This window comes from Streptomyces tanashiensis (genome assembly GCF_014648895.1).
Taxonomy (GTDB): Bacteria; Actinomycetota; Actinomycetes; order Streptomycetales; family Streptomycetaceae; genus Streptomyces; species Streptomyces tanashiensis.
The window spans coordinates 983,877-996,620 of record NZ_BMRZ01000002.1 but is presented as its reverse complement, the minus strand read 5'-3'; the positions used below and the strand labels follow the sequence as shown (position 1 = coordinate 996,620).

The 12,744-nt window shown below is 74.0% G+C and carries 10 protein-coding genes; 7 read left to right on the top strand and 3 right to left on the bottom strand.

The window, feature by feature from the left end; genetic code table 11:
* The first annotated feature begins 127 nt into the window (after positions 1–127).
* Together IE237_RS09950 and IE237_RS09945 are read left to right on the top strand one after the other, a co-directional pair.
* Positions 128–1,324 (top strand): serine hydrolase domain-containing protein, encoded by a 1,197-nt coding sequence (locus IE237_RS09950; protein ID WP_229842494.1) that lies wholly within the window; start codon positions 128–130, stop codon positions 1,322–1,324.
* 189 nt (positions 1,325–1,513) lie between these two features.
* Positions 1,514–3,583 carry a SpoIIE family protein phosphatase gene (locus IE237_RS09945; RefSeq protein ID WP_189801651.1) on the top strand — a complete coding sequence of 690 codons (2,070 nt, stop codon included), beginning with the start codon at positions 1,514–1,516 and terminating at the stop codon, positions 3,581–3,583.
* A gap of 124 nt (positions 3,584–3,707) precedes the next feature.
* Here the strand turns inward: IE237_RS09945 and IE237_RS09940 are convergent, their stop codons facing one another.
* Positions 3,708–5,015 (bottom strand): chloride channel protein, encoded by a 1,308-nt coding sequence (locus IE237_RS09940; protein ID WP_189801423.1) that lies wholly within the window; start codon positions 5,013–5,015, stop codon positions 3,708–3,710.
* Between the two features lie 413 nt (positions 5,016–5,428).
* Between IE237_RS09940 and IE237_RS09935 the strand changes: the two genes are divergently transcribed.
* The 4 genes from IE237_RS09935 (at position 5,429) to IE237_RS09920 (ending at position 8,954) form a co-directional block, all read left to right on the top strand.
* Positions 5,429–6,343: a universal stress protein gene (locus tag IE237_RS09935; protein ID WP_189801422.1), complete on the top strand. Its 915-nt coding sequence runs from the start codon at positions 5,429–5,431 to the stop codon at positions 6,341–6,343.
* 168 nt (positions 6,344–6,511) lie between these two features.
* A complete protein-coding gene (locus IE237_RS09930) occupies positions 6,512–7,417 on the top strand; it encodes a universal stress protein (protein ID WP_189801421.1) in 906 nt (301 codons plus the stop codon).
* Complete coding sequence (locus tag IE237_RS09925) at positions 7,414–8,364, top strand: universal stress protein (protein ID WP_189801420.1); 951 nt, start codon at positions 7,414–7,416, stop codon at positions 8,362–8,364. The genes IE237_RS09930 and IE237_RS09925 overlap by 4 nt, the downstream gene beginning before the upstream one ends.
* Positions 8,361–8,954 carry an Rv1733c family protein gene (locus tag IE237_RS09920; RefSeq protein ID WP_189801419.1) on the top strand — a complete coding sequence of 198 codons (594 nt, stop codon included), beginning with the start codon at positions 8,361–8,363 and terminating at the stop codon, positions 8,952–8,954. The genes IE237_RS09925 and IE237_RS09920 overlap by 4 nt, the downstream gene beginning before the upstream one ends.
* Positions 8,955–9,003: 49 nt before the next feature.
* Here the strand turns inward: IE237_RS09920 and IE237_RS09915 are convergent, their stop codons facing one another.
* On the bottom strand, positions 9,004–9,993 hold the full coding sequence (locus IE237_RS09915; RefSeq protein WP_229842493.1) for an Acg family FMN-binding oxidoreductase: 990 nt from the start codon (positions 9,991–9,993) through the stop codon (positions 9,004–9,006).
* A 306-nt stretch (positions 9,994–10,299) separates the two neighbouring features.
* On the opposite strand from IE237_RS09915, the gene IE237_RS09910 reads away from it, so the two are divergent.
* Positions 10,300–12,033: a sensor histidine kinase gene (locus tag IE237_RS09910; protein ID WP_189801649.1), complete on the top strand. Its 1,734-nt coding sequence runs from the start codon at positions 10,300–10,302 to the stop codon at positions 12,031–12,033.
* A gap of 7 nt (positions 12,034–12,040) precedes the next feature.
* Here IE237_RS09910 and IE237_RS09905 read toward each other — a convergent pair whose 3' ends face one another.
* Positions 12,041–12,724 carry a response regulator gene (locus IE237_RS09905; RefSeq protein ID WP_189801418.1) on the bottom strand — a complete coding sequence of 228 codons (684 nt, stop codon included), beginning with the start codon at positions 12,722–12,724 and terminating at the stop codon, positions 12,041–12,043.
* Between the last annotated feature and the right edge of the window lie 20 nt (positions 12,725–12,744).

Genomic DNA, 12,744 nt, shown 5'->3' with positions numbered 1-12,744 from the left:
GGCCCGGGCCGGGGAGATCGGGGTCGCCTCGGGGTGATCACTGATGGTCACCAGGCTCCGGAATCAGCAGAGTTGAGGTGTCAGGGGGCGCAGTGAGCCCCGCAGCACCAGGAGAACGGAGCACCCCGTGCGCGTCCGTCCGACCACCCTCCGACGCCTCGCCGTGGCCGGCCTCGCCGCATCGGTCCTCACGATCGCCGCCGGCGTCCCCGCCGCGACGGCCGTCGGCCCGGCTCCGGCGCCCGTGACGAGCACCGGGTCCACCTTCGACCCCGAGCCCCTGCGGAAGCTGGTCACGCCCCTGCCGAGCCATCACGCGGGCGTACTGGTCAGAGTCGACGGACCCGGCCGCGGCCCCCTGTGGACCGGCACCGCCGGACCGGTCACCGCCGACGACCACTTCCGCATCGGCAGCGTGACGAAGGTCTTCACCCACACGCTGGCCCTGCAGCTGGTCGCCGAGCACCGCATCGGCATCGACGACCCGGTGCGGCGCCACCTCCCGGACCTGATCCCGGCGGAGTACGGCTCGGCCACGGTGCGGCAGTTGCTCGACCACACCAGCGGCCTCCCCAAGCCGGCTCCCACCCCGGCCCCCGGCGGGGAACCGGGGTGGTGGCTGAAGAGCGTCGCGCCCAGGGACGGAGTCCGGGACACCTTCGCCCTGGCCGCCCAGGACCCGCGGTGGAACGAGCACCGCCCCGCCCCCGGCACGGTCCAGCAGTACAACGGGATCAACACGGTGATCGTCGGACTGCTCGTGGAGAGGGTCACCGGCCACTCCTTCCGGCACGAGCTCGACCGGCGGATCCTCCGCCCCCTCCAGCTGCGGGACACCAGCCTGCCCGCCGCCGACGACCTCACCCTCCCCAGCCCGCACACCCGCGTGTACGTCGACGGTGACGACGTCACCGAGCAGAGCCCCTACCCCTGGGCGGAGGGCGGGATGATCTCCACCGCCGCCGACCTGGACCGCTTCATGACGGCCCTCTTCCGCGGCCGTCTGCTTCCGCCGGCCCAGCAGGATCTGGCCTTCTCCGTCCCCAAGGTGCCCAACGCGCCGGACAACAAGAACTGCCGCGCGGCCGGCACCGCCTGCTTCGCTCCCGGCGGGCTGATGCGGCTCACCGTGAACGGCGTCACCGTGTGGGGCAAGACGGGCTCCCGCCCCGGCTGGGAGAACGGGATGTTCGCCACGCGTGATCTCGAGCGCCGCCTGGTCTACTCCTTCAACCCCAACGGCACGGGGGACGGGAAGCAGTACGGCGACTACATAACGGACGTCGCCGCTGCCGCCTTCGAGGGCGCGGGCGAACTCCGCTGAGCGAACCGACCGACCGGTTCCGGGCCGGCTCCGGGCCGGTCTCGGAGCGGCACCGGACGAGCCGGGCCCGGAGCGGTACCGGGACGAGCCCGCGGGGCGGTACGCGCCGTGCGGGCTCACGGGCACACGCCCATACTGAGGACGACGACAGCCGTCCATGGGTGCACACGGACGAGAATCGCGGTGGCGATGCAGCAGGTGCCCTTCGACGAAGTGATCACCGGTGCGGCCCGTGACGCGGGCGGCTGGCTGGGCGCGCTCCCCGTCGCCGTGGTCGCCACCAGCGCGGACGGGACGATCGTCCGCTGGGACCACGCGGCGGAGGACCTCCTCGGCCACACCCCGCGCGAGGTGCTCGGCCGGCACATCGCCGACCTGCTCCATCCGGGCGCGGACCGCAGCCTCGGCCGCTCGCTGTGGGAGGGCGCGGCCACCGGGCGCGGGGTGATGGGCACGGTGACCGCCTGGCACAAGGAGGGGCGCCCGCTGGACCTGGAGATCTGGGCGTGCCCGGTCCCCGCCCGGCACCGCGGTGGGACGACGGTGCTGGTGTTCGCCGCGGAGGCGCAGGCCGCACGGCAGATCCGGGGCTCGTCGGTGGTGTGGGACGGCTTGTTCTCCCGTTCCCCGGTGGGCATCGCGGTCCTGGACACCCAACTGCGGTTCCTCCGCGTCAACCCGGCCCTGGAGGCGATGAACGGTCTTCCGCAGGCCGCGCACATCGGGCGCCGCCTCGTCGAGATCCTGCCCGACGTCAACGCCGCCGACATGGAGCGCGCGATGCGCAGGGCCCTGGACGAGGGAAAGCCCGTCCTGGACTCCCGCCGTACCGGCCGCACTCCCGCCGACCCGGATCACGACCACGTGTGGTCGGGGTCGTACGTCCGGCTGGAGGACGCCGTCGGACGCCCGATCGGGCTGGCCGCCACCTTGATCGACATCACCGCCCAGCAGCGGGCGCAGCTCGAAGCCGACGCGGGCCGGCGCCAGCTCGCCCTGGTCAACGAGGCCACACACAAGATCGGCACGAGCCTGGACCTCGAACGCACCGCGCAGGAACTCGCCGACGTCGCCGTGCCCGACCTCGCGGACGCCGTCACCGTCGACGTCCTGGAGACCCTGGCCGCGGGCGGCGAGCTGGGCGCCGGCCTCGTCGGCGGCACCACGCTGCGCCGGCTGGCCAAGGCCCCCCTCACCGGGTCACCCGTCACGACCGTCCTCACCCCGCTGGGACGCACGCTCGCCTTTCCCGCCAGTGCGCCGTACACCCGGGCGCTCGGCGCACGCCGCCCGTTCGTCGTCCCCCGGTTCGACGAGGAGGCCATCGCCCCGGCGGCGATCCACTCCGCGGCCCCCGAGGCACTGCTCCGGCTGGGTGTGCACTCGTTCATGATGGTCCCGCTGCACGCCCGGGGCGTGGTGCTGGGCCTGGCCACCTTCTACCGGACCCGTCCCGTCGGCCCCTTCACCAAGGAGGAGGTCGCCCTCGCCGGCGAACTGGCGGCCCGCGCCGCCGTCTGCGTCGACAACGCGCGCCTCTACCGCCGCGAGCACGACACCGCCGTCGTGCTGCAGCGCAGCATGCTGCCGCAGCACATCACCCCGCCGCCGGGGATCGAGGTCGCCCACCGTTACCTGCCGGCCAGCGACGTCAACGAGGTCGGCGGCGACTGGTACGACGTCATCGCGCTGGAGGACGGCAGAGCCGTGCTCGTCATCGGGGACGTGATGGGGCACGGAACCGGGGCCGCGGCGGTGATGGGACGGCTCTCCGCGAGCGTCAGGGCCCTCGCCCGCCTCGATCTCGCCCCCGAGGACATGCTCTACCAGCTGGAGGCCGCACTGCGCGATCTCGCCGAGCCGATGCTCGCGACCTTCCTGTCCATCGTGGTCGACCCGGCCACCGGCAACTGCCGCATCACCCGTGCGGGCCACCCGCCGCCCGCGGCCGTCCTCCCCGACGGCACCGTGCGCCTGATCGACGTACCGCCGGGGCTGCCGCTGGGCGTCGGCGGCATCGCCTTCACGACCACCGACGTCACGCTGCCCCCCGGCAGCCTCCTCGTCCTCTACACCGACGGCCTCGTCGAGTCCCGCACCAGCGACATCGACGCACGGCTCGCCGAACTGACCGACCTGCTCGGCGAGCCCGCCCCGACCCTGTCGGCGCTCTGCGACACCCTGCTCACCCACCTCGTGCCGGCCTCGGCGGACGACGACATCGCCCTTCTCGTCGCCCGCATCAGCACCGCCCCCTGAGCACCTGACTTCCACGACCTGTGACCCGGGACCCCCGACCTGCGGCCCGCGGCCTGCGATCCGCGGCCTGCGATCCGCGACCCCGGAGCCCCGGCGCGGGCGTACGCCCGGCCCCCCCAGCGGCTCAGGACCGCCCGGGTCGGGAGCGCCGCGTCGGACCGGCCGGGTGCTCACCGAACGCGGGGATGCGCGGGCCCTGGGGCAGAAGCTGGGTGACGACGAAGGACATGACCGCGGCCAGCACCACCAGCGCCACCGTCTCCACGTTGCCCAGCAGGAGCACGACCAGGACCACGCTGCTCACGGGCAGCCGCAGGGCCGCGGTCACCGAGGCCGCCATGCCGATGGCCATCGCCGGCACCAGCCCCAGGCCCGGCAGGGGCGCCAGCAGCACCCCGGCCGCCCCTCCCAGGAACAGGGAGGGAAAGACGGGGCCGCCGCGCAGACTGCCCAGACAGAGCGTGTACGCCAGACCCTTGAAGGCCAGCACCGCGACGAGCGCCCCCACCGACCAGGCGTGCGGGTTCGCCGCCAGGGAGGACAGCCCGGCCTCGCCGGACAGGGCCGCCTCGGCCGGCGAGCGGCCGGTGACGAGGGCGTAGAGGGTGATGCAGACCCCCGCGCCCGCCGCGCACAGAACGGTGTTCCGTACGGTCCGGGCCGCCACGAAGCGTGCCGCGAACCGGCCGCCCACGAAGGTCCCGTGGACGAGGAACGCGAGGGCGGGCGCCAGGACGACCACCCACAGGACGTCCGCCCAGTCGAGCGGCGGTGGCACGGGCAGGCCGATGTCGAGAGTCCCCGTGGCCAGCCCCGTCCAGTGGACGAACCCGGTGAAGATCAACGCTCCCACGCCGCTGGTCAGCAGCGCCGGCAGCATCACCGCGAACAGCTGCGGCCCGCCCACCCCGGCCACCTCCATCAGCAGCACGGCGCCCACCAGCGGGTTGCCGAAGAGCGCGGAGATGGCCGCCGCCGCCCCGGCCGCACCGAGCAGCGCCGTGCTCGACTCGTTCTGCGGCGCCCGGGCGAGGGCCGCGAAGAACAGCGCCAGCCCGCCGCCGAGGGCGATCAGGGGCGCCTCGGGGCCGAGCACGGCGCCGAGCGGCAGACCGGCCATCGCGGCGAGGACGACACCGGGCAAGGCCTCCTTCGAGACCCCGCCCGAGTGCAGTCCGCCGGCCGGGATGTGCCCGCCCCGACCGGGAAGGCGCGCGACCACAAGACCGACGATGAGGCCGGCCACCGGCAGCAGGACGAGCCCCCACCACCAGGGAGCCTGCTTCCAGCCCAGGTCCTTGGGCCAGTCCGTCCAGATCAGCTGTTCCAGCTGCTTCAGCGCCACGAGGAACCAGAAGGCGACGAGCGCGACCGGAACACCGATCAGCCCGCAGAACACCAGGGCCTTCCGGTACTCGGGCCGGCGCAGCATCGTCCGCAGCAGGTCGGCTTCCTGGGGCTGGCTTCCCGGCGCGTCCGCGGAGCGGGTCGGCGGTGGGGTTGCGGAGATGGGGTCCTCCTCGGCTCCACACCACGCCGGGCCCGGGGCTGCGGGACGCGGGTGGTGATATCGGCGTCTATGGCGCCCTATGTTCCATGGAAGGAGGCCCGTTATGCGTGCACTCACCGGGTGTGCCACCGAGACGGGTCCGGACCTCCCTGGCGAGGGGTGAACGGGCATGGTTCCCTGAAGGTGAGAACGACCCGCCCGCGTGAGGACGCGGAGCAGTTCCCACCGTCGCGTACCGGACGGGCCACGGCCGGGTCGGACCGGCCCTGCCGGCCACGACGGCCCGGTGCGCGCGTGGCGACGAGCGACGACGCACGCGGAAGGCGGTGGGCAGGATGGAAGCACCCGTGGCGGCAGGCCCCGTGATCGTGGGCGTCGACGGTTCGGATGCCGGCCTGACGGCCTTGGACTGGGCGGTCGACGAAGCGGTACGGCACGGATGCCCGCTGCGTATCGTGCACGCCTCGCTGTGGGAACGCTACGAAGGCGTCGCGGCGGAAAGGAGCAAGGACCGGCCCTCGGGCGAGATCCTTGCCGAAGACGTCGTCCGAACGGCCGCGGAACGGGCCCGGCGCCGCGCCCCTGGTCTCGCCCTCACCACGGAGGTCCTCGCCGAGGACGCCCAGAGCGCGCTGCTCCGTGAGGGGCAGGACGCCAGGCTCCTGGTCGTCGGCTCCCGGGGGCGTGGAGCGATCGCGGACGTCCTGCTCGGATCCGTCGGTCTCGTCGTGGCCGCCCGGGCTCACGGCCCGGTCGTCGTCGTCCGTGGGGACCGGCACAGCCTGGAGGCACGCCACCGGCGGATCCTGCTGGGCGTCGGCGACCACGACGTGGATGAGCCGGCCGTGCGGTTCGCCTTCCGCGAGGCGGCCGTCCGGGAGGCGGAACTCGACGTCGTCACCTCCTGGCGGCGATCCGGCCACGAACCGGTCGACCCCTCGCTCGCGACGGCGGAACCCGGTGCGGCCTTCGCGCACCGAGCCTCGGAACTCCTCGACAAGGCCCTTGAACCGGTGGCGCGCGCCCATCCCGGCGTGCGGCTGCACAGAACCGTGGTCGAGGGTCCCGCCTCCCGCGTGCTGACCGAACGCGCCGCCGCCGCCGACCTGCTGGTCGTCGGCGCCCGCCGCCGGCACCGCCTGGTCGGCCCGGAGCTCGGCAGGGTCGCCCACCGCGCCCTGCACCACGCCTCGTGCCCCGTCGCACTCGTCCCGCGGCACGACCCCGCCCCTTCGCCCGGAGACGGATGAAGGGACGCGTCGCCGACGGCTCACGCCAAGGGACGCAGGAGGGGCCGGGCCGGCCTCGATCGGGGACCGAACGGCCCATCCCAGGAGGACCACCGCGGTGCCAACGTGGCAGGTGCCGCTCCATGGGCGCCGCACCGGCGCCCGGGTGCGTACTCCGGAGGAGGAACGATGAACGGCGAGAATCCCGTCCGGCCGGAGCTCGGTGACGTCGTCGTGGGAGTCGACGGGTCTCCTTCCGCGCATACGGCCGCACTCTGGGCCGCGGCCGAGGCGGAGCTCAGGGGCCGGGCCCTGCGTCTGGTCCATGCCGCCGACACGGACCGGCGGGCCTACTGGACCGACGCCGAGACGATGCAGGCGGTGCGGGAAGCGGGCCGCGACCTGCTGACCCGGACGGTCGACGCCGTCCACGAACGCTGTCCCGAGCTCTCCGTGACCAGGGAGCTCAGCCGTCACGAGCCGATGTCCACACTCCGGGACGCCGCCGGGGAGCGGGGAACGATCGTCGTCGGCAACCGGGGGTTCGGCGGTTTCTCGTCCCTCATGCTCGGCTCGGTCGGACTGGGTGTCGCGGCGCGGGCCGAGGTGCCCGTGATCGTCGTCCGAGGGGAGAGCGACCGGCCCGGGACAGGCTCGGTGACCGCGGCCGTGCACGACGGCGCGGACCTGGACTGGCTGCTGCTCGCCGCCGCCGAGGCCGACGCGCGCAAGGCGGCCCTGCGCATCGTCAGCGTGTGGAACGTCCTCACGCACGTGGGCAGCGTCGCCACCATGCTCGACGACCTCGACGCGATCGCCCGCCGGCGCGTGCACGAGGTCAAGGCGCTCGCCGACGACGTACGCGAGCTCTACCCCCGTCTGATCGTCGGGCACCACGTCGAGGCGGGCACGAGCACCCCCGGCATCCTGGTCGAGGCGAGCGCCCACACGGACCTGCTCGTCATGGGGCGCGGCCGCCGCCCCCTCGGCGTCGGACCGTCCCTGGGACGTGTGGCGCACGCCCTGATCCACCACGCGCACTGCCCCGTGGAGATCGTCCCGGCCGCCTTCGCCTCGCGGGACGACGCGCCATGAACGACATCCTGGTCGGCATCGACCCGCGCGACGTGTCCGTCCGGGCTCTCGTCTGGGCCGCCGACGAAGCCGTACGCAGAGGCGCGCGGCTGCGCCTGGTCGTTGCCGTGCCTCCGCTCGGCGACGGGCCCGTGCGCACCCACCGGGGTTCCCCGCGCGCCCGTGCCGAGTCGGCGCTCACCAACGCCGAAGACCTCGTACGGGAACTGCACGGAGGACTCTGGACCGCGACGGAGCTCGTCGACGGGCCCCCCGCCACCGTGCTGCGCGACAGGACACCGGGTGCCGCACTCGCCGTCGTGGGCTCACGGCACCTTGCCCGGGCCACCGAAGTCCTCGCCGAGGGTTCCGTCGCCGTCCCGGTGGCGGCAGGGGCCGACTGCCCCGTCGCCGTGATCCGCGAACCGGAGCACACGGCCGTCCACCCGCCGCTGATCGTCGTCGGCGTGGACGGCAGCGAGGACTGCCGGACCGCCGTCGCCTTCGCCGCGACGGAGGCGAGCCTGCGCGAGGCCCGGCTCCTGGCGGTCTGGGTACGGCCCCGGCCCCCGCTGCCCCGAGGAGACGGGACCGAGGACCTCGGCGGCCCCCACCGGCTGCTCGCCGAGTCGGTCGCCGGCTGCGCCGAACGCCACCCGGACGTCCGGCTGGATCAGGTGGTCCTGCGCGGACTCCCCGTGGAGGAACTCACCCGGGCCTCCCGCGAGGCCCTCGCGGTCGTCGTCGGACGCGAGGGCCGTGGTGGGTCCTCCGGCACGCGGCTCGGTTCCACGGTCCACGGTCTGCTGGACCACGCCGCCTGCCCCGTGATCATCGTTCCCCCTTCCGAGCGGGCGGCCACGGAGAGTGCTCCTTCCGGGGCCGGGCGCTCCCGTCCTCGCGACGGCCCCGTCGGCCGGCCCGCTCGGTCCCACCCCATCGGAAGCGAGCTCGGAGGTGCGGCATGAACCGCCGGGAGCTGCCGGGCCCCGGGTCCGGCGTGCCGGGGACCGGGGCCGTACGGCGCGCCGCCCTGGTGCTCGTCCTGGCGATCGCCCTGATCTGCGGGGCCGTCGCCGCCGGGATGCTGTGGAGCGCCGGGGCGCGGGCCGACCGTGCACTCGCCGCCCACCGGCACCAGGTGCAGGCGACCACGACGGGTCGGGCCGTGGATCCGCCGGCCGTCAGCCGGCAGAACGTCGTCCCGCGGTCCGTCGCGCCGGCCGTCTGGGAGTACCCCGACAACGTCCACCGGTCGGGAACCGTCCAGGTCCCGCCCCGGACCCCGCAGGGGCGCACGGTGGCCGTGTGGGTGGACGACAACGGCGCTCCCGCCCGCCCGCCGGCCAGTGGCGCGGACCGCACACTGACGGCTCTGGCGGGCGGCACGGGTGCGGCGGCCGTCGCCGGGGCGGTGGGCGTGGGTGTGATCGCCGCCGTACGCCGGTGCGCCGAGGGCGGCCGGCTCGCGGCCTGGGAGCGGGAGTGGGAACAGGTGGAGCCCGTGTGGTCCGGCCGGCTCCGGCGGGGCAGCGGCCCCGGGACCGGCGAGGAATAACCGGCCCCCTCGGACCAGCGAGGAATGACAGGCCCCCCGGTCAGGTCCGTCAGGCGAATTCGAGCACCTCGGGCGCCGGCCGTCGAGGGGTGGCCCTGCCACGGGGCCCGTAGCCGAGGCGGATCACCATCTGGACGTGGCCGGTCGTGGAGACCGGATCCCGCGCGTCGGAGCGGAGTTCGGGCCATTCGAGGGGCTGGGACATGAGCGAGGTGGAGAGACCGTCCAGAGTCGCCTGGAGCAGCACGCGCTGCATGGCCTGGCCGGCCCTCAGCCAGTCGCTCGGGGTGTCCTCGACCGTGCCGAGGAGGACGAGCTGGGGGCGCTTCTCGAAGCGCGCCGAAGGGCGGTCGGCCACGCGGCGGGGGACGTCGAAGTCCCGGACCGGAGAGGTCACGTCGTACTGGCGGGGACCCAGGGCGTACGAGGGGATCCCCTCCGTCACGGCGCCCTCATCTGCCTCGCCCGCCCGGATCCATCGGGCGATCTCGGCACGGACCGAGGCGTCCGTCGCTTCGAACAGCTCGGAGGTGTGGACGAGGCCCATGACGGTGTCGGTGTGCCAGGCGCCCGGCACTTCCAGCCGGCAGCCCTCCAGGAGCGCGGCGGCGCGGAGACCGTCCAGGATCTCGGTGGCGATCTGCTCCTCGGTGAACGGGAACCGGCTGGTGTGCCGCATCCGGAGCGCGGGCCGCAGGGCGGCCAGGCCTTCGTCGTCGCCCGGGGCTTGCCGGATGTGCACGTCGGCGAGATGCCAGGGGTCCCCACGGGCGGGCAGCAGGCGGGGCACGGCCTCCCGGCCGTGGTGGGCGGCGGCGACACGGAGGCCGAACAGGGCGGCGCCGCAGCCGAGGTGGAGGGCTCGGTGGTCGGGGTCCGCGTGAGGCATCTCGCGTGAAGGGTCGCCGTGCAGCTCGATGACGTCGGTGCCCGACCGGTGGACGAACCTCCACGGCTGCGCGTTGTGCATCGACGGCGCGGTGACCGCGTCCTCGACCAGAGAGGTGACGAGCGGGCGGGTCAGGGTGATGGGGGACACGGTTCGTCCTGTCTGTGCGCGGGGATTCGTACGAAGCCGTCGTGGGCGGTGGACGCCGCGGGGGTGAGCCGGGTCCGACGGTGCCGTCGCACTGAGCTGCCCCTCGTCCTCACCATCCCCGGTCCGGGCGCGGCCCGCGAGGGCCGAACGGTCCAGAGCGGGGCCCGACCGGCCTCGGGGCCGTGCTGCCCGGTGCGGGCCTCGTTCCGGTGGACCCGCCCAGCAGGAAGGGGGAGGGCATCGGGACTACCGTGAAGGCGGGCGCGGCCGGAGCCGTTCGCGCGCATGACGCGACCGGAGGTTTCGATGGGCCGGGAGGAGACCGACTCCGCGGAGGGGCGGCTGCCGCGGTTGAGGCTGGACGAGCTGCTCGACGAGCTCCAGACCCGGATCGACGAGGTACGGGGGACGAGGGACCGGCTCACCAGGCTCCTCGAAGCGGTGATGTCCGTCGGCCGGGAGCTCGATCTGCCCCAGGTGCTCCGTGGCATCGTGGAGGCGGCGGTGACCCTCGTGGACGCCGAGTACGGGGCGCTGGGCGTCATCGGTGACGACGACACGCTCTCCGAGTTCGTGCCCATCGGCATCGACGACGCTCTGCGCGAGCGGATCGGCGCGCTGCCGTCCGGGCACGGGATCCTGGGCGAACTGATCCGCGATCCCCGGTCGCTGCGGCTGTCCGAACTGTCCGAGCACCCGGCCTCGTACGGCTTTCCGGAGCACCACCCGCCGATGCACACCTTCCTCGGTGTCCCGATCCGTGTGCGCGACGAGGTGTTCGGCAACCTCTATCTGACCGAGAAGCGGGGCGGGGCCGACTTCGACGCCGAGGACGAGGCCGTCGTCACGACGCTGGCCGTCGCGGCCGGCATCGCCATCGAGAACGCCCGCCTCTACGAGGAGGGCCGGCTCCGCCAGCGCTGGCTGGCCGCCAGCTCCGACTTCGCGAGCGCCCTCCTGTCCGGTGCGGAGGAGGCGGAGGTCCTCGACGGGATGCTGGAGCGGGCCGTCGACATCGCGGGCGCCGACATGGGGGTCTTCTACCTGGTCGGACCGGGCGGCGAACTGCGGGGCTCGCTGGCCAGCGGCGCGGGCGCCGAGGTCCACCGGGGTGTGGTGCTGCCCAGCAGCGAGGGGACCCTGGCCGCCGCGGCCCTCACCCGGGACGGCCTGATCGCCGTGGCCGACGTGGAGAGCGACGCCCGCATCACCGTGCAGCCCGAACGCTGGAAGGGCTTCGGCCCGGCGGTGGCGGTCACCGTCGGCACGAAGGAGCGGCTGAGCGGCGTGCTGATCCTCGCGCGGCTCCGAGGGCGCCCGCCGTTCACGCCCGCCGAGACCACCGCCCTGCCGGGCTTCGCCGGACAGGCGGCACTGGCGCTGGAAGTGGCCGACCGGCGGCGCGACGCCGAGCAGATGAGTCTCCTGGAGGACCGTGACCGGATCGCCCGGGACCTGCACGACCTGGCGATCCAGCGGCTCTTCGCCACCGGCATGACGCTGCAGAGCGCGCGCCGGTTCATCGAGCATCCGGAGGCGGTGGACCGGCTGACCAGGGCGATCGACGACCTGGACGCCACCATCAAGATCATCCGGTCGACCATCTTCGGCCTCCGGGAGCACGACACGCCGGGCGCGGCGTCGAAGCTGAGGAACCGCGTCGTGAAGACGGTCGACGTGGCCGTGCCGACGCTCGGGTTCGCCCCCGCCCTGCGGATGGAGGGCCTGCTCGACACGGATGTGCCGGCCGGGACCGCCGACGAGGTGGTCGCGGTGATCGGTGAGGCCCTCACCAATGTGGCCCGGCACGCGGGGGCCCGCAGGGCGGAGGTGTCGGTCGTCGTGGAGGCCGGTGTCCTCGCTGTGGCGGTGAGTGACGACGGTGTCGGCGTCCGGCCGGGCGGGGTCCGCAGCGGACTGCGCAACCTCGCCGAGCGCGCCGAACGTCTGGGTGGTGAGCTGTCGGTCCGCACACGGCCGGAGCCGACCGGCGGCACGCTGCTGGAATGGCGGGTTCCGCTGCCGGACGAACCAGCGTGAGACACGCCTACGCGTCGGTCTCGTGCTCGTGGACCTGCGCGGCGATCACGGCCGCCTGCACCCGGCGCTCCACGCCCAGCTTGCCGAGCAGCCGGGAGATGTGGTTCTTGACCGTCTTCTCGGACAGATAGAGCCGCTTGGCGATCTGCCGGTTGGTGAGTCCCTCCCCGATCAGTTCCAGCACGGCCCGCTCCCGCTCGGAGAGCACCGCGAGCCGTTCGTCCCCCGGAGCCTTGGCCGTTTCGGGTTCCCGCAGCGAGCGCATGAGCCGTGCGGTGGTCGCGGGATCGAGCATCGACTGGCCCGTGGCCACGGTCCGTACCGCCGACACCAGGTCCGAGCCCTTGATCTGCTTGAGCACGTACCCGGCGGCCCCGGCCATGATCGCGTCGATGAGGGCGTCCTCGTCGTCGAACGAGGTCAGCATGAGGCAGCCGAGGTCCGGCATCCGCGAGCGCAGTTCGCGGCAGACCGTGATCCCGTCGCCGTCGGGCAGCCGGACGTCGAGCACGGCCACGTCGGGCCGCAGTGCGGGCCCCCTGGCCAGGGCCTCGTCCGCCGTCGACGCCTCCCCGACCACCTCCATGTCGGGTTCGTCGTCGATCAGGTCGCGAAGCCCCCGCCGGACGACCTCGTGATCGTCCACGAGGAAGACCTTGGTGGGTGTGTCGGTCACCGACGGTTCGGACATGACGACCTCTGTGTTCGGTG

Bases quoted from the DNA above. Each gene is read 5' to 3' on its own strand.
- IE237_RS09945 (WP_189801651.1), top strand. From the start codon at position 1,514: ATGCAGCAGGTGCCCTTCGACGAAGTGATCACCGGTGCGGCCCGTGAC.
- IE237_RS09920 (WP_189801419.1), top strand. From the start codon at position 8,361: ATGAACCGCCGGGAGCTGCCGGGCCCCGGGTCCGGCGTGCCGGGGACC.
- IE237_RS09935 (WP_189801422.1), top strand. From the start codon at position 5,429: ATGGAAGCACCCGTGGCGGCAGGCCCCGTGATCGTGGGCGTCGACGGT.
- IE237_RS09905 (WP_189801418.1), bottom strand. From the start codon at position 12,724: ATGTCCGAACCGTCGGTGACCGACACACCCACCAAGGTCTTCCTCGTG.
- IE237_RS09940 (WP_189801423.1), bottom strand. From the start codon at position 5,015: ATGCTGCGCCGGCCCGAGTACCGGAAGGCCCTGGTGTTCTGCGGGCTG.
- IE237_RS09910 (WP_189801649.1), top strand. From the start codon at position 10,300: ATGGGCCGGGAGGAGACCGACTCCGCGGAGGGGCGGCTGCCGCGGTTG.
- IE237_RS09925 (WP_189801420.1), top strand. From the start codon at position 7,414: ATGAACGACATCCTGGTCGGCATCGACCCGCGCGACGTGTCCGTCCGG.
- IE237_RS09930 (WP_189801421.1), top strand. From the start codon at position 6,512: ATGAACGGCGAGAATCCCGTCCGGCCGGAGCTCGGTGACGTCGTCGTG.